General features: G+C 69.1%; 25 protein-coding genes and 1 riboswitch. Of the genes, 9 read left to right on the plus strand and 16 right to left on the minus strand.

Features of this window, described 5'->3' with window-relative positions; all coding sequences use genetic code 11:
• Positions 1–4: 4 nt before the first annotated feature.
• The 3 genes from ASE01_RS14290 to ASE01_RS14300 all read right to left on the minus strand — a co-directional run bounded on the left by ASE01_RS14290 (position 5) and on the right by ASE01_RS14300 (position 2,753).
• Complete coding sequence (locus ASE01_RS14290; protein ID WP_157537361.1) at positions 5–1,198, minus strand: hypothetical protein; 1,194 nt, start codon at positions 1,196–1,198, stop codon at positions 5–7.
• Positions 1,199–1,209: 11 nt separating this feature from the next.
• Complete coding sequence (locus ASE01_RS14295; protein WP_235536023.1) at positions 1,210–2,133, minus strand: C40 family peptidase; 924 nt, start codon at positions 2,131–2,133, stop codon at positions 1,210–1,212.
• Positions 2,134–2,219: 86 nt separating this feature from the next.
• Positions 2,220–2,408, minus strand: a riboswitch (cyclic di-AMP (ydaO/yuaA leader).
• Between the two features lie 138 nt (positions 2,409–2,546).
• Positions 2,547–2,753, minus strand: coding sequence for a hypothetical protein (locus tag ASE01_RS14300; RefSeq protein ID WP_056753174.1), 207 nt, complete (start codon positions 2,751–2,753; stop codon positions 2,547–2,549).
• A gap of 130 nt (positions 2,754–2,883) precedes the next feature.
• Between ASE01_RS14300 and ASE01_RS14305 the strand changes: the two genes are divergently transcribed.
• Together ASE01_RS14305 and ASE01_RS14310 are read left to right on the plus strand one after the other, a co-directional pair.
• Positions 2,884–4,614, plus strand: a complete 1,731-nt coding sequence (locus ASE01_RS14305) for a DEDD exonuclease domain-containing protein (RefSeq protein WP_056753177.1) — start codon at positions 2,884–2,886, stop codon at positions 4,612–4,614.
• Positions 4,615–4,624: 10 nt separating this feature from the next.
• Positions 4,625–4,903: an Lrp/AsnC family transcriptional regulator gene (locus ASE01_RS14310; protein WP_056753180.1), complete on the plus strand. Its 279-nt coding sequence runs from the start codon at positions 4,625–4,627 to the stop codon at positions 4,901–4,903.
• A 31-nt stretch (positions 4,904–4,934) separates the two neighbouring features.
• On the opposite strand, the gene ASE01_RS14315 is transcribed toward ASE01_RS14310, so the two are convergent.
• The 4 genes from ASE01_RS14315 to ASE01_RS14330 all read right to left on the minus strand — a co-directional run bounded on the left by ASE01_RS14315 (position 4,935) and on the right by ASE01_RS14330 (position 9,871).
• On the minus strand, positions 4,935–7,298 hold the full coding sequence (locus ASE01_RS14315; protein ID WP_056753183.1) for a hypothetical protein: 2,364 nt from the start codon (positions 7,296–7,298) through the stop codon (positions 4,935–4,937).
• A 162-nt stretch (positions 7,299–7,460) separates the two neighbouring features.
• Positions 7,461–8,483, minus strand: coding sequence for an anthranilate phosphoribosyltransferase (gene trpD / locus ASE01_RS14320; protein WP_056753187.1), 1,023 nt, complete (start codon positions 8,481–8,483; stop codon positions 7,461–7,463).
• Between the two features lie 22 nt (positions 8,484–8,505).
• On the minus strand, positions 8,506–8,907 hold the full coding sequence (locus ASE01_RS14325) for a hypothetical protein (protein ID WP_200958852.1): 402 nt from the start codon (positions 8,905–8,907) through the stop codon (positions 8,506–8,508).
• Between the two features lie 10 nt (positions 8,908–8,917).
• Positions 8,918–9,871 (minus strand): cytochrome c oxidase assembly protein, encoded by a 954-nt coding sequence (locus ASE01_RS14330; RefSeq protein ID WP_235536025.1) that lies wholly within the window; start codon positions 9,869–9,871, stop codon positions 8,918–8,920.
• A gap of 116 nt (positions 9,872–9,987) precedes the next feature.
• On the opposite strand from ASE01_RS14330, the gene ASE01_RS14335 reads away from it, so the two are divergent.
• From ASE01_RS14335 to ASE01_RS14350, 4 genes are all read left to right on the plus strand, one after another.
• Positions 9,988–10,641, plus strand: coding sequence for a heme-copper oxidase subunit III (locus tag ASE01_RS14335; protein ID WP_056753190.1), 654 nt, complete (start codon positions 9,988–9,990; stop codon positions 10,639–10,641).
• 67 nt (positions 10,642–10,708) lie between these two features.
• Complete coding sequence (locus ASE01_RS14340) at positions 10,709–11,611, plus strand: c-type cytochrome (protein WP_082606064.1); 903 nt, start codon at positions 10,709–10,711, stop codon at positions 11,609–11,611.
• Entirely contained in the window at positions 11,608–12,708 is a 1,101-nt protein-coding gene (locus ASE01_RS14345) for a ubiquinol-cytochrome c reductase iron-sulfur subunit (RefSeq protein WP_056753194.1), read from the plus strand. Before ASE01_RS14340 ends, ASE01_RS14345 begins: the two co-directional genes overlap by 4 nt.
• Entirely contained in the window at positions 12,695–14,419 is a 1,725-nt protein-coding gene (locus ASE01_RS14350; protein ID WP_056753198.1) for a cytochrome b, read from the plus strand. Before ASE01_RS14345 ends, ASE01_RS14350 begins: the two co-directional genes overlap by 14 nt.
• 92 nt (positions 14,420–14,511) lie before the next feature.
• On the opposite strand, the gene ASE01_RS14355 is transcribed toward ASE01_RS14350, so the two are convergent.
• The 4 genes from ASE01_RS14355 to coxB form a co-directional block, all read right to left on the minus strand.
• The gene (locus ASE01_RS14355) at positions 14,512–15,723 is read right to left on the minus strand and encodes a L,D-transpeptidase (protein WP_235536028.1); all 1,212 of its coding nucleotides are present in this window, start codon (positions 15,721–15,723) and stop codon (positions 14,512–14,514) included.
• 162 nt (positions 15,724–15,885) lie between these two features.
• Positions 15,886–16,302, minus strand: a complete 417-nt coding sequence (locus ASE01_RS14360) for a cytochrome c oxidase subunit 4 (protein WP_056753203.1) — start codon at positions 16,300–16,302, stop codon at positions 15,886–15,888.
• Entirely contained in the window at positions 16,302–17,924 is a 1,623-nt protein-coding gene (ctaD, locus tag ASE01_RS14365) for a cytochrome c oxidase subunit I (protein WP_082606150.1), read from the minus strand. Before ctaD ends, ASE01_RS14360 begins: the two co-directional genes overlap by 1 nt.
• A gap of 68 nt (positions 17,925–17,992) precedes the next feature.
• Complete coding sequence (coxB, locus tag ASE01_RS14370) at positions 17,993–18,865, minus strand: cytochrome c oxidase subunit II (protein WP_056753209.1); 873 nt, start codon at positions 18,863–18,865, stop codon at positions 17,993–17,995.
• 128 nt (positions 18,866–18,993) lie between these two features.
• Here coxB and ASE01_RS14375 point away from each other — a divergent pair, with 128 nt between their 5' ends.
• A complete protein-coding gene (locus tag ASE01_RS14375) occupies positions 18,994–20,112 on the plus strand; it encodes a cysteine desulfurase family protein (protein WP_056753214.1) in 1,119 nt (372 codons plus the stop codon).
• A complete protein-coding gene (locus tag ASE01_RS14380) occupies positions 20,109–20,345 on the plus strand; it encodes a sulfurtransferase TusA family protein (protein WP_056753217.1) in 237 nt (78 codons plus the stop codon). Before ASE01_RS14375 ends, ASE01_RS14380 begins: the two co-directional genes overlap by 4 nt.
• On the opposite strand, the gene ASE01_RS14385 is transcribed toward ASE01_RS14380, so the two are convergent.
• Positions 20,338–21,270 (minus strand): carbohydrate kinase family protein, encoded by a 933-nt coding sequence (locus ASE01_RS14385; RefSeq protein WP_235536068.1) that lies wholly within the window; start codon positions 21,268–21,270, stop codon positions 20,338–20,340. The genes ASE01_RS14380 and ASE01_RS14385 overlap by 8 nt on opposite strands.
• 140 nt (positions 21,271–21,410) lie before the next feature.
• Here ASE01_RS14385 and ASE01_RS14390 point away from each other — a divergent pair, with 140 nt between their 5' ends.
• Positions 21,411–21,623, plus strand: a complete 213-nt coding sequence (locus ASE01_RS14390; protein ID WP_056753227.1) for a hypothetical protein — start codon at positions 21,411–21,413, stop codon at positions 21,621–21,623.
• A 97-nt stretch (positions 21,624–21,720) separates the two neighbouring features.
• Here the strand turns inward: ASE01_RS14390 and ASE01_RS14395 are convergent, their stop codons facing one another.
• The 4 genes from ASE01_RS14395 to ASE01_RS14410 form a co-directional block, all read right to left on the minus strand.
• The gene (locus ASE01_RS14395; RefSeq protein WP_235536029.1) at positions 21,721–22,137 is read right to left on the minus strand and encodes a HesB/IscA family protein; all 417 of its coding nucleotides are present in this window, start codon (positions 22,135–22,137) and stop codon (positions 21,721–21,723) included.
• A 69-nt stretch (positions 22,138–22,206) separates the two neighbouring features.
• Positions 22,207–23,325: an NAD(P)-dependent alcohol dehydrogenase gene (locus ASE01_RS14400; RefSeq protein WP_056753230.1), complete on the minus strand. Its 1,119-nt coding sequence runs from the start codon at positions 23,323–23,325 to the stop codon at positions 22,207–22,209.
• Positions 23,322–23,792, minus strand: a complete 471-nt coding sequence (locus tag ASE01_RS14405) for a DUF4334 domain-containing protein (RefSeq protein WP_056753234.1) — start codon at positions 23,790–23,792, stop codon at positions 23,322–23,324. Before ASE01_RS14405 ends, ASE01_RS14400 begins: the two co-directional genes overlap by 4 nt.
• Positions 23,793–23,856: 64 nt before the next feature.
• A complete protein-coding gene (locus tag ASE01_RS14410) occupies positions 23,857–24,942 on the minus strand; it encodes a glycerate kinase (RefSeq protein WP_056753237.1) in 1,086 nt (361 codons plus the stop codon).
• Positions 24,943–25,016 lie beyond the last annotated feature (74 nt).

The raw sequence follows: 25,016 nt of genomic DNA on the forward strand, positions 1-25,016 counted from the left end.
GGACCTACTCTGACATGTCGACCAGCACGCCGAGCTGGCGGCGCCAGGCGGTCGTGAGGTCGGCCTCGGACCAGCCGAACCCGCGCTGCAGGGCGCTCGCCCAGGCCGTGCCGTCCAGCACCGCGCGGTAGAACGTCACGAGTGCCTGCTCGCCACGACGTTCGACGAGGGTCTCGGTGACCTGCCAGGCCGCTTCGTACACCGACCCGAGGTGGCTGGTCGACGGGTCGAACTCGGTGTCGGCCGGCAACGCCTTTGGAAGGCCGTCGCGACGCACCTTCTCGATGACCTGACCGGCGGTCCGCGAGATCGGAAGATCCAGTCCGCGCAGGGCGACGTGGTCGGCGAAGCCCTCGAGCAGCCACAGCGGCACCCCACGGGCGGCGGTCGCGCCGGTGAGGGCGTGCACGGCCTCGTGCGTCATCACGACCTGACCGGCGACCGGGTCGAGGTCGTCGTACACGGCGCGATTGACGAAGACGTGGACGGGACTGCCCACCGCGCTCGAGCCGTCGACGGGCGCAGTGACGGCCGCGATCGCGTCGTAGCTCCCCCGGTCCGCGTCGAGGGCACGGTGGAGGGCTGCGGTGTCGTCCGGGATCTCGACGACGAGCCCGGCGCGGCCACCGAGCAGTTCACGGGTCTGGGCCACGGCCGTACGTGCCCAGCCGGCGTAGCGGTCGACGTCACCACCCGTCGCCATCACGACCGCCCCCGGCACCCGGCGCACCGCCGCCGGCCCGGTGAGCCAGAGCGGGAGACGCCCACCGTCGGAGCCGATCCCCGCGATCCGGCGACCTCCGTCGGCAAAGGAGACCGGGATCTCCGCGCGGGCGGAGGCCACGTCGAAGCCGTCGAAGCGCCAGGTCATCGCGACCAGGCCGTCCCAACCGTCCTCGTCGGAGGTGCGGCCGGTCTCGGTGACGTAGCCGAAGGTGACGTCGCTGAGCCGAAGCGCTGTGGCGTTCTCGGCGATTGCCGCCAACAGGGACGACGACGCGTCATCCGCACCGAGGGCGGCAGCGGCGTCCGGGTCGTCGAGCGCGTCCTGCAGCGCCGTGAGCGTGCGCGCCGCGGCGGCGGGATCAGCGACCTCCGCGCGCTCGGCCGGAGGCGGAGCGACGTACTCCTCGGGCGAGCAGCCCCCGGTCACGAGAGCCGCCAGCAACAGCACCGACGGGACGACCCGTCGGCTCACCCGGAGGTGGGTCACCCAGGCCGGACCGCGCCGGCGTAGGGCATCTCGTCGACGCTCGACACCTTCACACCCGCGCCCGGGTTGGCGGCGTGCACGATCATGCCGTTGCCGAGGTAGATCCCGACGTGGCTGACGGGGCTGTAGTAGAAGACGAGGTCACCCGGCTGCAGCTGGTTGCGCGACACGGGTGTGCCGCTGCCCATCTGCGCGCGCGAGGAGTGCGGCAGGCTGACACCGGCCTGGCCCCAGGCCATCATCGTCAGGCCGGAGCAGTCGAAGGCGTTGGGACCGGCCGCACCGAAGACGTAGGAGTCGCCGACCTGGGCCAGCGCGTAGCGGATCGCGATCGCGGCGCGACCCGACGCGGGGATCGAGGAGGCGTCGGGGGCGCGGTAGCCGCCGCGGGACAGGATCTCGGCCCGCTCCTCGTCCTCGAGCTTGGAGAGCAGTGCCTGAGCCTGGGCGAGCTTGCCGTCGGCCGACTTCTTCTCGGTCTTCAGCGTGGCCTTCAGCTCGCGGACGTCGTCACGACGGTCCTCGGTCTGGTCACGGCGGATGCTGTAGGCGTCGAGCTCCGTGTCGTAGTCGGCGAGGAGCGAGTCGTGGATGCCGTCGACCGTCGACAGCGTCGACAGCTCGTCGAGGAAGGCGTCGGAGTCGGAGGCGAGGAGCTCGCCGGCCGGGCCGAGACCACCGGCCTGGTAGCGCTGGATGATCGCGTCGCGCACATCGGCGCGCACTCCGTCGAGCTCGTCGCTCTGGCGGCTCTGGTCGGCCTCCAGGGAGTCCAGCTCGCCGTTGAGCTCGGAAAGCTCGAGGCGCGCGTCGTTGAAGCGCTCGGAGGCCTGCTCGGCCTGGTGCAGGAGCCGCTCGACCCGGTCGCGGACGGTGTCGATGTCCGGTTCGGCCTGGGCGGGGCTGGTCGGGGAGCTCACCGACAGGGCGATCGTGCCCGTCAGTGCCAGTGCAGCAAGCGATGCGGTGGTGCGTTTCCGGCCGTTCAGCACGAGCTGGCGGTCCCCTTTGCGGTGTCGTACGCCTACCGGGTGAGCTGACGGGTTCGGGCACGACTTGCCCTACCCGCACTCCTCGCGTGTCCGCCGACCCGATCGGGTCGTCGTACGCGCACCTCGTGCGGGATTCACCCCAGATGTGGTTGGTTCCCCGGCTCCGGGACCACGAATGGCCCCGGACTCAGCGCGATGCCCGCGCGGATCGGTCGATCCACTTCCACGGACACCTGAGCGAGCAGCCTAATCGGGCGCCCCGTCGCGGCCAAACCCTCCCGAGCGTGTTGTGGACACAATCCACGAGGAGCACATCACACCTGCCCCACGGGCCACTCCTGTCACGCGGACTCCACCACGGGCGCCGAGACTGGGCGCACCAGGCGCAGTGGCGGCACCAGTCCCCCCTCGGCGAGTGCGTCGAGAGCGCGCAGCTCCTCGTCGTCGATCATCAACTCGGGCGGTGGTCCGAGCAGCACCGTCACCACGCAGTCGTGGCAGGCCAGTCCCCGAACCACACAGGTGTCGCAGTCGATCCTCGTCGTCATGTGGCGAGAGTGACAGGAGGGTCCGACGGATCACGGCCGGAGCACGATCGCGGTCCCTCGGCGAGCCCTGCCCCGGAGCCTCCCGGTGAGTCGGCCCCGTTGCGTCGGTCCTCCCGCCTACCGTCGACCCATGAGCTCCGCCGTCGCCCCTGCCCCCCGGTGGGCGGACCAGCGATCGTTCGACGAGCTGGGCAGGCCGCTGCGCGACACCACCTTCTGCGTGGTCGACCTGGAGACGACGGGCGGCTCCCCCGGTGCCGGCGACCGGATCACCGAGATCGGCGCGGTCAAGGTGCGTGGCGGCGAGGTGGTCGGGGAGTTCCAGACCCTGGTCAACCCGCACACCTCGATCCCGGCGTTCATCGCCGTGCTGACCGGCATCACCAACCGGATGGTCGCCGACGCGCCCGCCATCGACACCGCCCTGCCCGCGTTCCTCGAGTTCGCGACCGGATCCGTACTGGTCGCCCACAACGCCCGCTTCGATGTCGGCTTCCTCAAGCACTTCGCCGCCGAGCAGGACCTCGCGTGGCCGGCCTTCGAGGTGCTCGACACGGTCAAGCTGGCGCGTCACGTGGTGACCCGGGACGAGGCGCCCAACCACAAGCTGTCCTCGCTCGCGGTCGTCTTCGGCTCCGGGACGACCCCCAACCACCGTGCGCTGTCCGACGCCCGGGCCACCGTCGACGTGCTGCACGGCCTGATCGAGCGGCTGGGCGCCCTCGGCGTGCAGACCCTCGAGGAGCTCCAGGGCTACTCCTCAAAGGTCGCCTCCGCGACCCGTCGAAAGCGCCACCTCGCCGACGGCCTCCCCCACGCCCCCGGCGTCTACCTCTTCCGCGACGAGCAGCAGCGCGTGCTCTACATCGGCACCTCGCGAGACCTCCGGCGTCGGGTCCGCACCTACTTCACCGCTTCGGAGAAACGGACCCGGATGGGCCAGATGGTCCAGCTCGCCGCTTCGGTCACCGGGATCGAGTGCGCGACACCCCTGGAGGCCGAGGTGCGCGAGCTCCGCCTCATCGCGGAGCACAAGCCGCCGTACAACCGCCGCTCACGACACCCGGAAAAGGTCACCTGGCTCAAGCTCACCCGCGAGCCGTGGCCCCGCCTGTCGCTGGTCAAGCGCGTGCTCGAGGACGACGCGGACTACGTCGGCCCCTTCTCCTCGCGTGCCAGCGCCGAGAGCTCCCTGGCCGCTCTGCACGAGGTCTTCCCGATCCGGCAGTGCAACGACCGCTTCGGGAGGACGCCGTCGCGCTCGGCCTGCGTGCTGGCGGAGATGGACCGCTGTCTGGCCCCGTGCGACGGCAGCGTGGACGCGGAGTCCTATGGCGCCGTCGTGCGGCAGATCCAGGACACCCTGATGCGGCGTCCCGACGACATCGTCGAGCTGGTCCAGGCGCGGATGTCCGCGCTCGCCGACCAGGAGCGCTTCGAGGAGGCGGCCCAGCACCGGGACCGGCTCGCCGCCTTCATCCGTGGGGCCGCGCGCACCCAGCGACTGTCAGCGCTGACCCGGTGCCCCGAGGTGGTGGCCGCCCGCCGCGAGGACGACGGCCGCTGGAGCGTGCACGTCGTGCGGCACGGTCGGTTGGCTGCAGCGGGCGTCATCCCCTCAGGCGCGGACGCCCTCAGCTGGGTCGAGACGCTGCAGCTGGGCGCCGAGACGGTGCTGCCGACGGTCGGCCCCACCCCGGCGGCGACCGCCGAGGAGACCGAGCGGATCCTGCGCTGGCTGGAGGCACCCGGCATCCGCCTCGTCGACGTCCGGGGCGAGTGGACCTGCCCGGTCCAGGGCGCCGCGCGGCACACGCAGCTGCTGCTCACCCCGACCGCACCTGACATCCGCACGGCCTAGGCTGGGGCGCATGATCACCGCCATCGTCTTCGTCCAGGCCGAGACCGCACGGATCCCCGAGGTCGCGGCGGCGATCGCCGCCCTCGACGGGGTCAGCGAGGTCTACTCGGTGACCGGCCAGATCGACCTGATCGCGCTGGTCCGGGTCCGCAGCCACGACGACATCGCCGCGGTGGTCGCGGACCGGCTCAACAAGGTCGACGGTGTCGTCGACACCGAGACCCACATCGCCTACCGCGCCTACTCCCGCCACGATCTCGAGGCGACATTCTCCCTCGGCCTGGACTGACCTCTCTGCCTGCCGATCAGCGGCCTGTGAGTCAACGCACCGTGCCGCTGATGACGGACTTCTTGACGGTGGTGTAGCCCGACTTGGAGCCGGTGATCCAGAGCGTGACGCGCTTGCCCCTGGCGCTGGACCCGAGCTTGATCGAGGTCCTGGTGGTTCCGCTCAGCATCGTGGTACCGACCCGCCACTGGTACTTGTAGGTGACGCCGCTCGGCCTCCAGAGCCCGGTCACCGCTCGCAGGGTCTGACCGACGCGGAGCGTGCCCGAGATCCTGGGCGTGGCCGGTACCAGGGTCCCGCGAGCCACCGCTGATGTCGGTGTGCTCACCCGGGTCCTGCTCGCGTATCCGGACTTCGCCCCGGTGACCCGGAGCTGGATCGAGCGTCCCACCAGCGCGGACGTGATCGTGAAGGTACGGCTCGAGCCGGTCTTGAGCAGCGTGTCACCCGTGTACCACGCGTACGTGAGGGTCGAGTACGACGGCAACCAGCCGGCCGCGGCGCCCGTGAGAATCTCGCCGACCTTGACCTTGCCGGTGATGGTCGGCAACGCGCCATCCATGAACGCACCGTTCACGGTGACGGCAGGGCTCGTGGCAAACACGGGATCGAACCCCGGCTTCGAACCCGTCACGGTGACGGTCAGCAGCTTGCCGGCGTCACCCGTCACGGTCTTGTAGATCGGTTGGTCCGCGCCGGCGATCGATGTCCCCGCCCGCTTCCACTGGTAGGTGAACGCGGTGTTCGCCGGCCAACCCGGACCTGCCTCAGCGGTCAGCTCGTCGCCGACCGACGGCGCCTCGCCGTCCTCCTGCGGGACGATGCTCGGTGATCCCGTCGACTCCATCACGTCGCCCAGGACAGCGGGCGTCTCCGCACTGGTCCAGGTTCGCGTGTCGAAGGCACTGCGATGGGCAGTCGTCCTGACCGTGATCACCTTGGAGCGCTGCGCCGCCGCGAGGACCAGCGAGCTGCTGGTCGCACCGGCGATGGTCGAACCGTTGGCGTACCACTGATAGGTCCAGGACTCCTGGAGCGGACGGGTCCGCACCGGCGAGGCCGTGATCGTCTCGCCGACCTTCGGCGAACCGTCGTGGTTGACGGTCGGCGTCGAGCCGTCCTGGAAGACTCCGTTGTCGATGGGCAGGGTGACGTACCACTTCTCCGGCGCCGTCCCTGCTTCCAAAGTGTTCGGGAAGGTACCGGTCGGGCGGCCGTCGACCACTCCGCTGACCATGACGATCAGGCAGCGCTTGTAGTCGAGGTTCGTCGGGACGTAGGACTGTCGGTCCGCGTCAGGAATCGGGGTCCAGTTGTTCATGTCGCCGCTGTAGTAACCGCCCGTCGGGCAGATCTGCTTGGTGCGGTACCAACGGAACCGCAGGTCGACCGGCGTCACCTTGCCCGGGTAGGTCCACCCGTTGTCGGCAGCGTCATAGCGCTCGATGGCGGCGGTCGCCGGGAACGGGTCGTAGCTGAGCGGGTACCCGACTCGACGCTCGCCCTCGATGCTGCCGTCGCCGTAGGGCTGCGACGGCTGCGCTGCGGTGCCGTTGGAGCAGTTGGCACTGAGCCGCACGTTGTCGACGAACGCGGCGGTGTCGATCTCACCCGCGTCGTTCGGAGCGTCAGCGACGTCGAAGTCGATGATCTCGGCGCCGTTGCTGAAGTTCAGGGGCACCCTGACCGTGTCACGGGTCGTGACGTGGTTCAGCCTGGTCCATCGCTCGAGGCGGGGCGTCTCCAACTGACCGCCGAGAACATCGGACCGACTTCCAGGCTCCTGCCAGTAGTCGACGTCGTTGACCGAGTAGGGGCGCGGCTGGGAAGGCCAACCCTCCTGCTGGAAGTAGCCGCGTCCCGCGTTCATCGCATACTCGGCGGCGGGTTCCTCGGTGTCAGCGCGCCGCGTGACCGAGATCCTGTCGCTGACGGTGCCGGTGACGGCGGGGCGCACGGTCTCGTCGGTGGCCATCGCGAAGTCGATGTAGAGGCAGCCGGCGTTCGTCGACGGATCCACGCTCAACGACAGACGAGTCATGTCGGGGACACCGTCCGCTCCGCGATCGGTGCTGAGTGCGTCAGGGTCGGGGTCGCGCTCGTCCCCGACCGTGGCCGGATCGTCGATGGCGAGAGGCGAGGCGAGCAACACCTGGCTCACGTTCCCGGTCGAGAGCAGGAGGTACTGCGAACCGCGCGACGGGAAGTCGTTGAAGGCCTGGGTCGCGACGGCGGCGCTTCCCGTGACGGTCGCGGTGACCCCCGCGGGCAGGTCGAGCGCCCCTTGCAGAACCACCGGGTCGACGTCGGCGCCCGCTGGAGCGGTCACGCCCGTGAGAACGCTCCCTGCGACGACCACGACCAACGACGACAAGAACGCGCGACGCACCGACATGTTTCCCTCCAACGGTCCCGGACCCGACCACGATCCGCGAGTCACGCGGTCTCCCTGCGAGGTCAGCCATGGGCACGCTAGTCGAGGCCATCCGTCCCCGCAGAGGGAAACCGGTCAGACCTCGTAGTCCTTTCGGACCACTCCGCCGGGCTCGGGTCCCGGTCAGGCAGACGCCGCAGCGATCCAGCGGTCCATCGTCGCCTGGGCCGCACCGGAGTCGATCGCCTCGGCAGCCCGCACGATCCCGGCGGCCAGCGCCTCGAGCGGCGGCTCCCCCGGTGCGTCGTAGACCGCCAGGGCAGCACCTGCGTTCAGCAGGACAGCCTCGCGCACGGGCCCCAGCTTGCCCGCCAGGAGCTCGCGTACGACGCCGGCATTGTGCGTCGCGTCGCCGCCCCGCAGGTCCTCGGTGGTCGCCGGCGCCAGCCCGAGGGCCGCCGGGTCCACGCTCGCCGTGACGACCTCGCCCCCACGGACGACCCACAGCGAGGACGTCGTGGTGGTCGTGAGCTCGTCGAGGCCGTCGTCGCCGCGGAAGACCCAGGCGTCCACACCACGGGCGGCGAAGACCCCGGCCATGACGGGGGCCAGCTTCGGGTCGGCGCAGCCGATCGCCTGGGCGGCCGGCCGGGTCGGGTTCGCGAGCGGGCCGAGCACGTTGAACGCGGTGCCGATCCCGAGCTCCTTGCGTGGGACGGCGGCGTGCCTCATCGCCGGGTGGAAGGCCGCGGCGAAGCAGAACGTGATCCCGGCCTCGACCGCGACCTCGGCCACGCGCGCAGCCGGCAGGTCGAGGCGCACACCGAGCGCCTCGAGCACGTCGGCCGTTCCTGCCTGGGAGGACGCCGACCGGTTGCCGTGCTTGACCACCCGCGCGCCCGCACCGGCGGCGACGATGGCGGACATGGTCGAGATGTTGACCGAGAAGGACCGGTCACCGCCCGTGCCGACGACGTCGAGCAGACGGCCCGGGACCCGGATCGGGGTCATCACGCCGTACATCGCCTCGACCAGCCCCGTGAGCTCGTCGATGGTCTCGCCCTTGGCGCGGAGCGCGACGACGAAGCCGGCGATCTGGGCAGGGGTCGCCTCCCCGGCGAGGATCTCGCCCATCGCCCAGGTGGCCTGGGCAGGACTCAGGTCCTCCCCGGCGACGAGCGAGCCGAGGACGTCGGGCCACGTCATCGCGGGTGCACCTCGACGAGGGTCATGCCGGGACGCGGGCGCGCAGCAGCGCGACGACCGCCTCGGCGAGCTGGATCGGATCGATCGGGTGCGGCACCGCCGCATCCGCGCGCGACCAGGTCGCCAGCCAGGCGTCCTGCGGCCGGCCGGTGAGGACCAGCAGCGGCGGGCAGTCGTAGATCTCGTCCTTGAGCTGCTTGGCGATTCCCATGCCGCCGGCGGGGACTGCTTCGCCGTCGAGGATCGCGATCGCCAGACCACCGGCGTCGAGGTGCTGGATCACCACCGGCTCGGTGGCGACCTCGACGTACTCGAGTTCCGGAAGGTCGGGATGGGGCCGACGCCCCAGGGCCAGGATGACCTGCTCGCGGGTGTGCACGTCGTCGCTGTAGACGAGGACCTTCAGAGTCTTCGGGGAGGACACGTCCGCGATGCTACTCGGTGTCGGTCCCGGACTGCGGGCGCTCCCCGCTGGCGGTGGCGAGTCGCTCACGGCGCTCCAGCAGGTCGAGGCGGCGGTCCTCGCGTTCGGCCTCCTTCATCGAGGAGCGCACCCACTGGACGAACAGCACCACGAAGAACACGACGCCGACCAGGTCGCCGGCGCCCCAGAGGATGCCGCCGGCGAGGTTCTGGTCCACGAACGGATCCGGCAGCCAGGAGCCCATCGGCCCGTCGTGCAGCGACGGGTAGTGGTCGCCACCGAGCAGGGTCGACTGCCCCATGATCGTGACCCCCAGGAAGGCGTGGAACGGCAGTGTCATCACCGTCAGCAGCACGCGGAAGGGATGCGCGACCCGTCCGGGCAGCGGATCGACGCCCACGATCGGCCAGAAGAACAGCGCGCCGACCGCGACCAGGTGGACGTGCATCATCTCGTGCACGAAGACCGAGGACAGCGAGGCGTCGTACCAACCGGAGAAGTAGAGCGCCCACGGCGAGATCACGTAGAGACCGAAGGCCAGCGGCGGGAACCCGAGGACCTTGGCGACGCGGGAGTGCAGGACGGCGAGCAGCCAGCCCCGCGGGCGTCGCGGCAGGGTCCGCAGCGCGAGGGTGACCGGTGCACCGAGCGCCAGCGAGAGAGGCACGATCATCGACAGGATCATGTGCTGGACCATGTGGACGCTCACCAGCACGGTGTCGTACGCCGCCAGGCCCGACGACGTCGCCAGGTAGAACGCCAGCAGACCGATGCCCCAGGCCAGGGAGCGGCCGACCGGCCAGGCGTCGCCCCGCTTGCGCATCACCAGGACGCCGAGGGCGTAGAGGCCAGCTCCCCAGACCGTCACGACCAGGGGCAGCGGGGCCAGGGACCACTCGGTGAGGAGCGCCGACGCGTCGAAGCGTGGAAGGTTCTCCACCAACGCCGTCATCACGTGCCCCACGGGTGCCTCCTCAGCTCGTTCCGGTGGCCCGATCGGGGCCTGTTCGAGCGTAGGTCGTGCCCGGTGACGGGCCAGAACGGGGGGTCAAGATGCCGAGACAGACCGGAACCGCCATAATGGCAACCGTGGCGATCTCAGCTTCGGCAACTCTCCCTGCCTCGCGCCTTCATGGCCAACACGACCGACCCAGCATGGTCGCGGTGGGCACCATCATCTGGTTGTCCAGCGAGCTCATGTTCTTCGCGGCCCTGTTCGCGTCCTACTTCACGATCCGGTCGGTCTCGCCGGACATGTGGGCGGACAACACCGCGCTGCTGAACGTGCCGTTCGCGAGCATCAACACGACCATCCTCGTGTTGTCCTCGTTCACGTGCCAGTTCGGCGTCTTCGCGGCCGAGCGCGGCCAGGTCGGACGCACCGGCACGCTGCTCCAGGTCAACAAGTGGGGCCTGCGCGAGTGGTTCATCCTGACCTACGTCATGGGTGCCGTCTTCGTCGGCGGCCAGGCGCTCGAGTACGCCGAGCTGATCCACCACGGCGTGACCATCCCGCACGATGGCTACGGCACGATGTTCTACCTGACCACGGGCTTCCACGGGATTCACGTGACCGGCGGTCTCATCGCCTTCCTCTTCGTCCTCGGACGCACCTATGTCGCCAAGCGGTTCACGCACGAGCAGGCGGTCAGCGCGATCGTCGTCTCGTACTACTGGCACTTCGTCGACGTGGTGTGGATCGGTCTGTTCGCCACGATCTACCTGATCAAGTGACGGGTGCGTCGCCGATGACGAAGAACTGTTGGAACGCCAGCCCGCTCCGGACCTGCAAGGACTGATTGTGCGCCTCCTGAACCGCTCCGCCGGTCGCCTCTCGCGGCACCGCCGCGGCCCGATCGCCGGCCTCGTCGTGCTGCTGCTGGGCCTCCTGCTCACCGGTGGCCTCTACGCCGCCTTCGCGCCTGCCCAGGCAGACACCGACCAGAACAACGAAGAGCTGGTCAAGGAAGGCCGCGAGCTCTTCCTCGTCGGTTGTGCCTTCTGCCACGGCCAGAACGGCGAGGGCGTCCTGACCCAGGGCGGCTCGCAGTACGGTCCGGCCCTGACCGACGTCGGCGCAGCTGCGGTCGACTTCCAGGTCGGCACCGGCCGCATGCCGATGGCCCAGCCCGGCTCGCAGGCGCCCCGCAAGGAGGTCGTCTACACCGAGGAGGAGATCGCTGCCCTCTCCGCGTACGTCGCCTCCCTCGGCACCGGTCCGGCCATCCCCGACGGCGGTCTCTACGACACCGACAACCCGGGTGACCTCAACGGCGACGGCAAGCAGGACGAGGAGGACAAGGTCCTTCTGGTCGCACGGGGTGGACAGATCTTCCTCGCCAACTGCACGGCCTGCCACAACTTCGAGGGCTCCGGCGGAGCGATGCCCCGCGGCGGCTATGCCCCGAAGATCCGTGGCGTCGACTCCAAGCACATCTACGAGGCCATGCTGACCGGCCCGCAGACGATGGACACCTTCTCCGACGGCAACATCCCGCCCGAGGACAAGAAGGCGGTCATCGCCTACCTGGAGACCATCGACAAGACGCCCAGCTACAGCGGCCTGACCCTCGGCGGGCTCGGCCCGGTCAGCGAAGGCATCATCGTGTGGCTGGTCGGCATCGGCGCACTCGTCGGATTCGCGGTCTGGATTGCCGCACACACCACCCGCTCAAGCAAGAAGAAGGACGAGGCGGCAGCGTGAGCGACGCACACAACAACGACGACCACGGCGGGGAGCTCGAGCCCGTCGAGCCCATCGCCGACCCGGGGCTTCCCGAACACACCTGGCGGCCGACGGATGTCGACCCCGCCAAGGAGAAGCGTGCCGAGCGTCAGGTGGCTGGTTTCTTCGGCCTCTCGGCGATCTGCACCTTCCTGTTCCTGGTCGCCTACTTCACCCTCGACATCGGTGACAACTGGCACGTGATCGCCGGCTTCGGCGCCTCCACGATGGCCCTCGGCGCGAGCCTCGGCTTCGCCCTGCTGTTCATCGGCGTGGGCATCATCCACTGGGCCCGCAAGCTCATGGCCGACCACGAGATGGTCGAGATGCGTCACTCGGCACGCTCCGCTGACGAGGACCGCGAGACGACCCTCCAGGCGCTCAACGACGGCCTCGAGGAGTCCGGGATCGGCCGCAGGCCGCTGATCCGCAACTCGCTCCTCGGCGCCACCGGTCTGCTGGGACTTCCCGCGATCGTGCTCCTGCGCGACCTCGGTCCGCTGCCGGGCGACAAGCTCGAGCACACGATCTGGGGCCAGGGCACCAAGGACAAGCCGATGCGCATCGTGCGTGACGGCATCTGGACGCCGATCCTCGCCTCCGACCTCGAGATCGGCGACCTGGTCAACGCCCAGCCCGACGCCCTGAAGAACCCCGAGCGCTACGGCATCGACCCGATCGAGGTCGAGGGCATCCCGCTGCAGGTCCACAAGTCCAAGGCTTCGCTGGTCCTGCTGCGCATGAACCCCGACGACATCACCCCCGGCAAGGACGCGAAGGGCAACAGTCGCGAGAACTGGGACGTCGAGGGGATCGTCGCCTACTCCAAGATCTGCACCCACGTCGGCTGCCCGATCTCGCTGAACGAGCGCACGACCCACCACCTGCTCTGCCCGTGCCACCAGTCCACCTTCGACCTCGCCGACTCCGGCAAGGTGGTGTTCGGCCCCGCCGGTCGCCCCCTGCCGCAGCTGCCGATCTCGGTCGACGCCGAGGGCTACCTGGTTGCACAGAGCGACTTCGACGAGCCCGTCGGCCCGACCTACTGGGAGCGTGACTACTATGACCGCTGGTGACATGACCAAGGTCGCCACGACCAACGGAACCACGCCCTCCGCCCCCGCCAAGGGAGCGAACAAGGCTGGAGCCATCGCCAACTGGGCCGACGAGCGCCTGGGCCTCGGCACGACCATGAAGAAGAACCTGCGCAAGGTCTTCCCTGACCACTGGTCCTTCATGCTCGGCGAGATCGCCCTGTGGAGCTTCGTCGTCGTCCTGCTGACCGGCGTGTTCCTCACGCTCTGGTTCGACCCGAGCATGACCGAGGTCCACTACGACGGCTCCTACGATCCGCTCCGTGGCGTGGAGATGTCCTCGGCCATGGCCTCGACGCTGGACATCTCCTTCGACGTCCGCGGCGGTCTGCTCATGCGGCAGATGCACCACTGGGCAGCACACATCTTCATCGCCTCGATGATGATCCACATGCTCCGCGTCTACCTCACGGGTGCGTTCCGCAAGCCCCGCGAGCTGAACTGGGTCATCGGCTGCCTGCTGCTGCTCCTCGGCACGATCGAGGGCTTCACCGGCTACTCGCTCCCCGACGACCTGCTCTCCGGCACCGGCGTCCGGGCCGCGGACGGCTTCATGAAGGCCTCCCCCGTGGTCGGCACCTACATGTCGTTCTTCCTCTTCGGCGGCGAGTTCCCGGGCGACGCGATCATCCCGCGCTTCTACGTCATGCACATCCTGCTGATCCCGGGCATCCTGCTCGCGCTGATCGTGGCTCACATGCTGCTGCTCGTCTACCACAAGCACACCCAGTGGGCCGGCCCCGGCCGCACCGAGCAGAACGTCGTCGGCTACCCGATGCTGCCGGTCTACGCCGCCAAGGCGGGCGGGTTCTTCTTCATCGTCTTCGGCACGATCGCGCTGCTCGGCGGACTGTTCTCGCTCAACCCGGTCTGGAAGTACGGGCCCTACGACCCGTCGAAGGTGACCGCGGGCTCGCAGCCCGACTGGTACATGGGCTGGCCGGACGGTCTGCTGCGGATCATCCCTGCCTGGGAGACGCACATCTTCGGGATCAACTTCTCGTGGAACGTCATGCTGCCGATCCTGGTGGCGCCGCCGTTGCTCCTGATGGTGCTGATCGCCCTGCCGTTCCTCGAGGCGTGGATCACCGGGGACAAGCGGGAGCACCACCTGCTCCAGCGTCCGCGGGACGTCCCGACGCGGACCGCGATCATGGTCGCGCTGATGACCTTCTACGGCCTGTCCTGGGCCGCGGGCGGCAACGACATCATCGCCATCAAGATGCACCTCAGCATCAACCAGATCACCTACTTCCTGCGCGGAGCGGTCTTCATCGGACCCGTGATCGCTTTCATGATCACGAGGCGTTGGTGCATCTCGCTCCAGCGTCACGACGAGGGCAAGCTCCTGCACGGCTACGAGTCCGGTGTCCTGGTCCGCTCCCCCGACGGTGGGTACGCCGAGAAGCACCTCCCGCTCGCCGAGGGCACGGCCTACACGCTCACGGCCCGCGACCGCGACCTCACGCCGGAGACGGTCGAGGAGATCGAGGCCTCCGGTCTCGCCGGTCGGCAGGTTCGGCTCCGCAAGCTGCGGGCCAAGCTGCAGGAGAAGTTCTACTCCGACAACGTGCAGAAGCCGACCGCCGAGGAGCTGCACGACGCGCAGCACCACGCCGAGCACGAGCTGCACGAGCTGGAGTCCCAGATCGAGAACGGGCCGAATCGGCACGGACCGACCCCGGGTCACTGATCAACGCTGAAGGGCGCCACTCCCCCGCGGGGAGTGGCGCCCTTCAGGCATTTGTCAGCGGTGAGACCCCTACGGGCTGCGCCGAGCCGGCATCAGCTCAGCGCTGAGTCCTCGACATAGCTGGGCCAGCTGATGTTCCAGTCGCCGTAGCCGTTGTCCGGCTCCATGGGACGGTCGGTGCCGACGTACTCGACGACGTCGCCGCGACGCGTCATCGAGTAGAGCCAGGCAGCGTTCTCGGTGCTCATCCCGGTGCAGCCGTGCGAGACGTTGGCGCGACCCTGCGAACCAACGGACCACGGGGCGGCGTGGATGAACTCGCCCGAGTTCGTCAGACGCATCGCCCACTTGACGTCGTTGATGTCGTAGGCCTCCGCGGAGCCAGCAGGGATGCCGACGGTCTCGGAGTTCATCCGGCGCTCCTCGAACTTCTCCATGATCACCTTCGTGCCGGAGCGGGTGATGAAACCCGCCTTGCCCGTGGTGATCGGGAGGGTACGGAGCAGCTTGCCGTTCTTGAAGACCTTCATCTGGTGGGTGCGTGCGTTGACGCGGTAGATGTGCGTGTCACCGACGGTGAAGTCGACGTCGCGGTCCTCCTGGCCGTAGATCCCGCCGCCCGCAGAGACGCCGTTGACGTCCACGTCGACGCTGACCTCGGTGCCGGCCTTCCAGTAGGACTTGGGGCGCCAGTGCGCCTCCTTGTCGCTGACCCAGCGCCACGACCCCACCTGCTTCGGCGTCGAGGTGACCCGCATGTTCTTCTCGAACGCAGGCTTGTCGCTCACCGGGAGGTCGAAGTGCACCACGACCGGCATTCCGACGCCGACGGTCTCACCGGCCAGCGGCGAGACCGAGGGATAGGTCTGCTGGTCGAGCGAGAGGGCCTGGGTCGTGAAGACGGTCTCGGTCTCGACCGGTGAGCCGTCTGCGCTCGCGGCGACCGAGGTGATCCGGTAGCGGGCACCTGGCTCGAGACGGGTGCCGGCGACCCAGCGCGCGTTGTCAGCGCTCAGGCGCCCGGTCACCTTGCCTGCCTTCGAGCTCACCGTGACCGACGTCAGCGTGCCGTCCACGGCCGCGACGCGCAGGAGGGTGTCGACGGGGACGCCCTTGGCACCGGCCTTCACGTTGGTCTCGACGCTCGCCTTCGGCACGGCAGACGCCGTGGCCGAGGGAGCGTCGGCGTCATCGCCGGCCCCGGGGACGAACCCGGAACCGTCGCAGCCGCTCGCTGCCACTGCGAGGACAGAGAGCACGGCGAGGCCGCGGAGCAGCTGAGGGCGACGAGGGGTGGTGAACACCGACAAAGCCTAACTGCCGCACCCACGGATTCCCGCTCCGGAAACGCGTCGATGGCCTCACACGTGACACGCGACACGGGACACCCGCAGACGCATCGAGCCGGGACACGACCCCGAAGGGTCCTGTCCCGGCTCGATCAGCGACGCGTTCGCGCAGTCAGATCAGTGTGCGTACTCGCCCCGGTAGTACTCGAAGATCCAGCCGGAGACGGCCAGAGCGCCGAGGACGAAGCCGATGATCATCAGCCACCAGGCCAGCACGGCCACGGCCAGCACGATGATGCCGAGGGTCGCCGAGCACCAGAAGGGCCACCAGGAGTACGGCGGGAAGAAGCCGAGCTCGCCGGCGCCTTCGGCGATCTCGCCGTCCTTGCGGTCCTCGGGTCGGGCGTCCATCTTCGCCGCGTGGACGTAGATGTAGGCGAAGACCATGGCGCACAGCAGCGTGGTCGCGACCAGCGCCGAGGTGCCCGTCCAGTCCGCACCGGAGTCACCGGCGTCGGTGATGAGCCAGTAGGCGGGGCTGACCAGGACCAGGAAGATCGTGGTCACACCGAAGATCCATGCCTCGATCTTCATCAGGCGCCTCCGTCCTTCGTCAGCGCCACTGCGGGAGCGGGCTCGTCGTCGTACATCTCGATCGCGGCGATCTCCGGGTGGTGGAGGTCGAAGGCCGGGGACTCCGACCGGATCCGCGGGATCGTGTGGAAGTTGTGGCGCGGCGGCGGGCAGCTCGTGGCCCACTCCAGCGACCGGCCCCAGCCCCACGGGTCGTCGGTGTTGACCAGCGGACCCTTGCGGGAGACGTAGACGTTGTAGAAGAACGGCAGCATCGAGGAGGCGAGCACGAAGGCACCGATCGTCGACACCTGGTTCATGAACTCCCAGTTGTCACCCGGCAGGTAGTCGGCGTAGCGACGCGGCATGCCTTCGATGCCCAGCCAGTGCTGGATGAGGAAGGTGGTGTGGAAGCCCACGAACAACAGCCAGAAGTGGATCTTGCCGAGCCGCTCATCGAGCATCCGTCCGGTGAGCTTCGGCCACCAGAAGTAGAAGCCGGCGAACATCGCGAACACGACGGTTCCGAACACCGTGTAGTGGAAGTGCGCCACCACGAAGTACGAGTCGGACACCGCGAAGTCGAGCGGCGGGCTGGCGAGGATGACACCGGTCAGACCACCGAAGAGGAAGGTCGTGAGGAAGCCGATCGACCAGAGCATGGGGGTGTCCATGCGTACTGATCCACCCCACATCGTGCCGATCCAGTTGAAGAACTTCACTCCGGTCGGCACGGCGATCAGGAACGTCATGCCGGAGAAGAACGCGAGGTTGACCGCGCCGGTGACGAACATGTGGTGCGCCCACACGGCGACGGAGAGGATCGCGATGCCGAGCGTCGCGCCGACAAGACCGACGTAGCCGAAGATCGGCTTGCGGCTGAAGACCGGCAGGATCTCGGAGATGATGCCGAAGAACGGCAGGGCGATGATGTAGACCTCTGGGTGACCGAAGAACCAGAACAGGTGTTGCCAGAGGATGGCGCCGCCGGTCGATGTGTCGAAGACGTGGGCCCCGAGTTGGCGATCAGCCTCCAGGGAGAGCAGCGCGCCCGCCAGGATCGGGAAGGCGATCAGGACCAGGATCGCCGTGATCAGCACGGTCCAGGTGAAGATCGGCATCCGGAACATCGTCATGCCGGGGACGCGCATGCAGATGATCGTGGTGATGAAGTTGACCGCGCCGAGGATCGTGCCGAGACCGGCCATCCACAGACCCATGATCCACAGGTCGCCACCGACACCGGGGCTGTTCACCGAGTCGGAGAGCGGCGTGTAGGCGAACCAGCCGAACGAGGCCGCACCCTGCGGGGTGAGGAAGCCGGCCGCGGCGATGAGACCACCGAAGAGGTACAGCCAGTAGCTGAACATGTTCAGTCGCGGGAACGCGACGTCAGGGGCGCCGATCTGCAGCGGCATGATCGCGTTGCCGAAGCCGAAGAACAGCGGGGTCGCGAACAGCAGCAGCATGATCGTGCCGTGCATGGTGAAGAGCTGGTTGTAGAGCTCCTCGTTGACGACCTGGCTGCCCGGGTAGGCGAGCTCGGACCGGATCAGCAGCGCCATGACGCCACCGGCGACGAACCAGGCCATCGCAGTACCGAAGTACAGGTTGCCGATCAGCTTGTGATCGGTCGTGGTCATCACACGGACGACCTGCTGTCCGAGCGGCTTGCGCTCGGTGAGGTCCGCGTTGCGGGCGACGGTGGCAGTCACTCGTGGCCTCCCTCGTCCTTGTTGATCAACTCAGTGGAGTACTTGCCGCCGAGGACCGGGCCGTCGGAGACGTGGTCCGGGTCGGTGGCGAGGTCGGCGATGTAGGCGTCGTAGTCAGCCTGCGAGACGACCTTGACGGTGAAGAGCATCCGCGAGTGGTAGGCGCCGCACAGCTCGTAGCACTTACCGTCGTAGACGCCGACCTCGGTCGGCTTCACCTGGTAGGAGTTGTCGTTGCCCGGGACCACGTCCATCCGCATCGCGAAGGCGGGGATGCCGAAGTTGTGGATCACGTCGGGGCTGTAGAGCTGGAACTCGACGGTCTTGTCGACCGGGATCACCAGCTGCGGGATGTCATCGCCCGTGCCGGAGACGTAGACGGTGTCGGCCTCGGGGGTGTCGATCGAGTCGAGGTAGTTGAACGTCCACGACCACTTCTGGCCCACGACCTTCACCACGACATCAGGCTCGATGTGCTCGAGTGCGATGTTCTGCACGCGCACCGTGTGCGAGAAGAACGCCACGACCATGATGACCGGGAAGATCGTGTAGAAGATCTCGATCGGCAGGTTGTAACGGGTCTGCACGGGAACCTCGTCGTCACTGCGACGACGGAACCAGATCGGGACGCCGATGATGAGTGCCCAGGTGATCACGCCGGAGACGAGCGCAGCGATCCACGCGCCCTGCCACAACTGCAGGATGTGAACACCCTGCTCCGACTTGATCTCCGGCATGCCGAACCGCTCCCATTGGGTGTCGGTCGAGCAACCACTCAGCGCAAGCGTGAGTACGACGAATCCGGCGAGCGGGACGAGACGACGGGAACGTCGCTCTCCGCGCCTGCGCTCGGGGTGCCACCAGCCCACGAACGAGCCTTCCTCTCGAGGGTCAGAACTACCGTGAACACTAGCGGAGAGTGGACTCGACCGGGTCGCGGGGTGGGTCCTTGCGGACCGCGGCGCGACCAGCCGGGCGTGGTCGTAGGGTCGGGGACGTGAGCAGCACACCGGAGGTGTACCTCGACACCGCGTCGGCGGCGCGACTTCATCCCGCGGCCCGCGACACCCTCCTCGCAGCCCTCGAACGCGGGTACGCCGATCCGCGGCGCCTCCACGGAGCGGGCCGGGACGCCCGGCTGCTCCTCGACAACGCCCGGGCCGTGATCGCGGAGTGCCTCGACGTCCGCCCCGACGAGGTGGGCCTGACGTCGTCGGGGACCGATGCGGTGCACCGGGGCCTGCTCGGCCTGACGGCGGCCACGGGGCGGGACGGGATCGTCCACAGTGCGGTCGAGCACTCCTCGGTGCTCCACGCGGCGCAGTGGCGCCCCTCCCCCGTGCACGCCAGCATCGCCGTCGACGCGACCGGACGCGTCGACCTCCTCGCGCTCACCGAGGCGGCCCGGACGCCCGGCGTCGGCGTGGTGGCACTGCAGAGCGCCAACCAGGAGGTCGGCACGCTGCAGCCGGTCGACGAGGCCGAGCTCCCTGACGGCGTACCCCTGCTGACCGACGCGGCGGCGGCGATCGGCCACGTGCCGCTCCCCCGCAGCTGGTCGGTGCTGACGGGCTCGGCCCACAAGTGGGGAGGCCCGGCCGGCGTGGGGGTGCTGGTGGTGCGCCGCGGCACCCGCTGGCAGAACCCGTTCCCGGGCGAGGACGGCCTGGACGGGTCCGGAGGCTTCGCCAACGTGCCGGCCGCCCTCGCGGCGGCAGCAGCGCTCCAGGCGGTCCTGGCCGAGCAGGAGGAGGTCGCGTCCCGGCAGTTCCGCCAGGTCGCGCGGCTCAGGGCCGTGGCGGCCGCCCTGCCGGACGCCGAGGTCGTCGGCGACCCCGAGCGCCGGCTCCCCCATCTGGTGACCTTCTCGTGCCTGTACGTCGGCGGCGACGAGATCGTCTCGGCACTGGCCAGGCGGGGCTACGGCGTGGCCAGCGGCTCCGCGTGCACGGCCTCGACCCTCGAGCCGAGCCACGTGCTCGCGGCGATGGGCGCGCTGACCCACGGCAACGTGCGGGTCTCGCTCGCCTGCGACACGACCGACGAGCAGGTCGAGGGCTTCTGCACGGTGCTGCCCGAGGTCGTCGCCCGGATTCGGAAGGACGCGGGCCTGTGAGCGACCCCGGCGTCGAGATCGACTGCCGCGACCTGCCCTGCCCGCGCCCGATCATCGAGCTGGCCCGGGCCCTGCCCGACGTGCCTGTCGGCGGCCGGCTCGCGGTGGTCGCGCGCGATCCGGCCGCCAGGTACGACGTCCCGGCGTGGTGCCGGATGCGCGGTCAGGAGTACGTCGGCGAGGAGCTCACCGACGACGACGTGCCGCGCTACGTCGTACGACGTCTCAGCTGAGGTTGGCGCTGACCTCGGCGGCGGCCTCGTCGCCGTAGGAGATGCGCACCCGCTCGACGAACTGGGCGGTGGTGAAGTCGTACTCCTGCGTGCCGACGGTCTCCACGACGTAGGCAGCCAGGACGCACCCGACCTGGGCGGCGCGCTCGAGCGAGGAGCCCCACGACAGTGCGGCGAGGAACCCGCCACGGAAGGCGTCACCGACGCCGGTCGGCTCGACGGCCGCGACGTCCTTGGCGGCAGAGACCTCGAAGGAGTTGCCGTCGGCGGTGGTGACCCGCACGCCGTCCTTGCCGAGCGTGGTCACCTGGATGCCGACGCGGGAGAGGACCTCCTCGGCGCTCCAGCCCGTCTTCTTCTCGATGACGTGCGACTCGTACTCGTTGGAGAAGAGGATCGCCGCGCCCTCGATCAGGTCGCGGATGAGGTCGCCCTCGGCGAACGCGAGCTGCTGTGAGCAGTCGGCGATGAAGGGGTAGCCGCGCTGGCGGCACTCCTCGGTGTGGCGCTTCATGGCGTCCGGGTCGTCGGCACCGATCAGCACGTAGGTCGGCTGGCCCACACGCTCGACGATCGGGGCGAGCTCGATCAGGCTCGCCTCGCTCATCGCTCCGGGGTAGAACGACGCGAACTGCGCCATCGTCGAGTCGGTCGTGCACACGAACCGCGCGGTGTGCTTGCTGTCGGAGATGTGGACCGAGTCGCAGTCCACGCCGTGGCGCTCGAGCCACGAGCGGTAGTCGGTGAAGTCCTCACCGGCAGCGCCGACGAGAACCGGCCGCAGGCCGAGCCGGGCCATGCCGAAGCACATGTTGGGGGCCACGCCTCCCCGGCGGATCTCGAGGTCGTTGACCAGGAAGGAGACCGACAGCTTGTCGAGCTGGTCGACGACGAGGGAGTCGGCGAACTTGCCGGCGAAGGTCATGAGGTGGTCGGTTGCGATCGATCCAGCGATCAGCAAGGAGCCCGTGGGTGCAGTCACGACACCGAACATTAACCGAGCCGTTGCAGGTCTACCCGCCGGTACCACTGTGTCTACCCCGGAGTAACGCCTAGCGTCGAGACATGACGCCCTACGAAGAGATCGCCAGGCCCAGCGACCTGAAGGCCGACTGCGAGGCGGTCAGCCGCCGACTGGAGCTGGCTGCCGTCAAGGCGACCCGCCCCGCGCCGAGCATCCACTACGCCGACCAGCCCCGCGAGACCGGCAAGCGCGAGATCCAGATCTCCGAGGCCGCGCAGCGCCTGGCGAACGCACTGCACCTTCACCTCGACTGACACGAAGTGCGAGGTTTTCTCCTCCGAAATCGCCGAACGGTCTGTGCGAGGCACAGACCGTTCGGCGATTTCGGAGGAGAAAACCTCGCACTTCGTGCTAGTTGAACGAGTCACCGCACGCGCACGAACCCGTGGCGTTGGGGTTGTCGATCGTGAAGCCCTGCTTCTCGATGGTGTCGACGAAGTCGATCACTGCACCGTTGAGGTAGGGAACGCTCATCCGGTCGACGACGACCGACACGCCGTCGAAGTCCGTGACGACGTCGCCGTCGAGGGACCGCTCGTCGAAGAAGAGCTGGTAGCGCAGTCCGCTGCAGCCACCGGGCTGCACCGAGATCCGCAGGGAGAGGTCGTCGCGACCCTCCTGCTGGAGCAGGCTGCTCACCTTGCCCGCGGCAACCGGGCTCAGGTTGATCTGGTCCTCACGTCGCTCGAGGTCGACCGGCGCCGCAACCGTCGTGGTCGCGCCGGGGGCGTCGTGGCTGTGGCCGCCTCCGCAGCAGCTGTCGCTCATGCTCACTCCAAGAAGTAGATCGGGGACGAAACAGGTGTTCGACCAGTCTCAATGGTCGCACAGACCCGGTTATTCCCCCCAGACGAGGACCGGCTTGACCACACGGCCCGACTTCGAGTCGGCGACGGCGTCCGCGATCCGCTCGAACGGGTAGGTCGCGACCAGGTGGTCCACGTCGAAGCGTCCGGCCTCGCGCAGCGCGATCAGCTGCGGGATGGTCACCAGCGGATCGGCCTCCCCCTCGATCGAGGACCGCACGATCTTGCCGCTCTGCAGGAGGTCGATCGCGTCGATGCGGTACTCCGCCGCGCCGAGCCCCAGCGCGACGAGCATCCCGCGCGAGCGCAGGGACCGCTGGGCCTGCAGGACCACGTCCGCGATCGCCGTGGTGTCGATGGCGTACGACGCCCCGCCGGCCGTCAGCGCCTTGACCCGGTCCTCGACCGAGCCTGCGTCGGTCTCGGTCGGGTCGATGGTGACGGCGCCGTAGCCCTCGGCGACCGCACGGCGGGCCGCGACCGGGTCGACCACCACGACCGTCTCGACGCCCAGCCCGCGGGCCACCGCGACGGCGGCGAGACCGACGGCGCCGGCGCCGAAGACGACGATCGACTCGTCGGTCGCGGGGTCCAGGACGTTGAGGACGGTGCCCGCCCCCGTCTGGAAGCCGCAGGCGAAGGGCGCCAGGCGGGTGAGGTCGAGCGCCTTGTCGACGACGACGCAGTTGTCGGCGTACGCGAGGGCATGGCGAGCCAGGCTGGACTGCCCGAAGAAGTTGCCGAAGACCGTCGAACCGGCGTGGTCGCCGTCAGCGCGCTTCATGGTCGTGGAGCCGTCGGGCCGCATGCCCATGTAGTTGAGCAGCAGCGACTGCTCGCAGTAGCCGACATCGCCGGCTTCGCACGGCCCGCACGCACGACAGGACCGGAAGCTCAGCACGACGTGGTCGCCGACCTCGATCCCGCTCACCGCGGCGCCGACCTTCTCCACGACTCCGGTGCCCTCGTGACCCACGACCGTCGGGAGCATCTCCTGCGGCAGCATCGTGGGCACGGTCAGGTCGGTGTGGCACAGGCCGGTGGCCACGATCCGGACGAGGACCTCGTCCTCACGCGGCTCGTCCAGCTCGACCTCGGCGAAGGTGAAGTCCCCGCCGGGCTCCTCCACGAGCAGTGCAGTCGTCCTCATGCGTCGCGCTCCAACCAGAAGTAGTAGAGGTCCTTCACGCCGAAGGCCGCCTCGAGCTTGCCGTTCATGATGCCCATCAGGGTGTCCTCGTCGACCCGCTTGAAGTGGTCGAAGACAGGCATCCGGTCGTAGACCATCGTCGCGGTGACCTCGCCACGGAAGCCGACGGGCCACAGGGTCGCCTCGCCACCGCCTCCGGCCTCGAGGTTGGAGTAGAGCTGCCCCTCCTCGTTGCGGCAGAGCATCGGGACGGCTGCGAGGGGACCGTCGAAGCGCTTGCCGTGCCAGCGCACCTTCTTCAGGACCGCGCTGGCCACGTGCCCGGTGGCGAAGTCGCCGCCGCGCCAGGGTCCGAGGATCTCCTCGACCTCCACGGTCGCGAGGTCGGCCCACAGGGCATCGAGGTCGGCTGGATCGGCGTGGTCCGCGCCGCGCAGTGCGTCGAAGCGGGATCTGATGTCGGTCACGCGGACAACCTAGAACATGTTCCCCTCATCTGGACACGGGCGTGTGCAGAAAGTGGAACGCAGGTCAGGAGGACCAGGTACGGGCAACCCGCGCTGCCAGCTCGGCGAGCGAGCCCGCCGGATCCGCGAAGGCCCGCTCCTCCCCCACGGCGTCGAACAGCGAGTAGGCGGCGTCCATCCCGAGCGCGCGCATCTCGCGGGAGCCCACCAGCACCTGGCCGGCCAGCGCCACACAGGGACGCAGTGCGTCGGCGGCCACCGCGGCCACCCCTGCCGGCACCTTGCCTGCCCGGCTGCTGAAGTCGAAGGCACCCTCACCCGTGATGACCAGGTCCACCGACCGCGCCTTGTCGGCCAGGCCGACGGCCTCGGCCACCAGCTCGATCCCGGACACCCGGTGACCGCCGAGCAGCATCAGTGCGAACCCGATGCCTCCTGCGGCACCAGCCCCCGGCTCGAGCGCGAGGCGACGATCGGTGGCCGTCGCGAACTGCTCGAGGTAGCCGTCCATGATCACCTGCATCTCCTCGTCGAGCCCCTTCTGCGCACCGAAGGTCTTGCTCGCCCCGAAGAGTCCGGTGAGCGGGATGTCGACGTCGGTCGCCGCGACGATCTCCGCGCCGTCCACCAGGCCACGGGCGATGCTGAGGTCCACGGTGGTCACGGTGTCGAGGAAGATCCCGCCCACGTCGAGGGACACGTCGGCGTCCGCCCCCAGCGAGGCCAGCAGCCCGGCGCCACCGTCGATCGTGCCGGAGCCGCCGAGGCCGATCACGATCCGGGCGGCACCCGCGTTGACCGCCTCGAGGAGCAGCTGGCCGACGCCGACCGTCGTACCGAACTCCCCGAGCTTGCCGCCCGTCAGGTGGACGCCGCAGGCCTGCGCGCTCTCGATGTAGGTCGTCTCGCCCACCATCAGGATCGTCGCGGGGACCTCATGGCCCTGGGGCGCCTCGCAGACGACCGCGAGCAGCTCGCCACCGAGGCTCGCGTGGAGTACGTCGACGAAGCCCGGACCGCCATCGGACATGGGCGCCAGGACCAGCTCGTCGTCCGGCGCATGACGCCGCCAGCCCTCCGCAATCGCCTCCGCAGCCTCGACGGCAGAGAGAGTGCCCGCGAACTTGTCAGGGGCCACGAGCACACGCATGACGCCATCATGTCGGAACCGGCGGCGGTCCGCGTGCGCGCACCGATCGGCGTCTCTCGCACCGCCCAAACTAG

Origin of the sequence: Nocardioides sp. Root190 (assembly GCF_001428565.1) — a bacterium.
In the GTDB taxonomy this organism is placed as follows: Bacteria; Actinomycetota; Actinomycetes; order Propionibacteriales; family Nocardioidaceae; genus Nocardioides.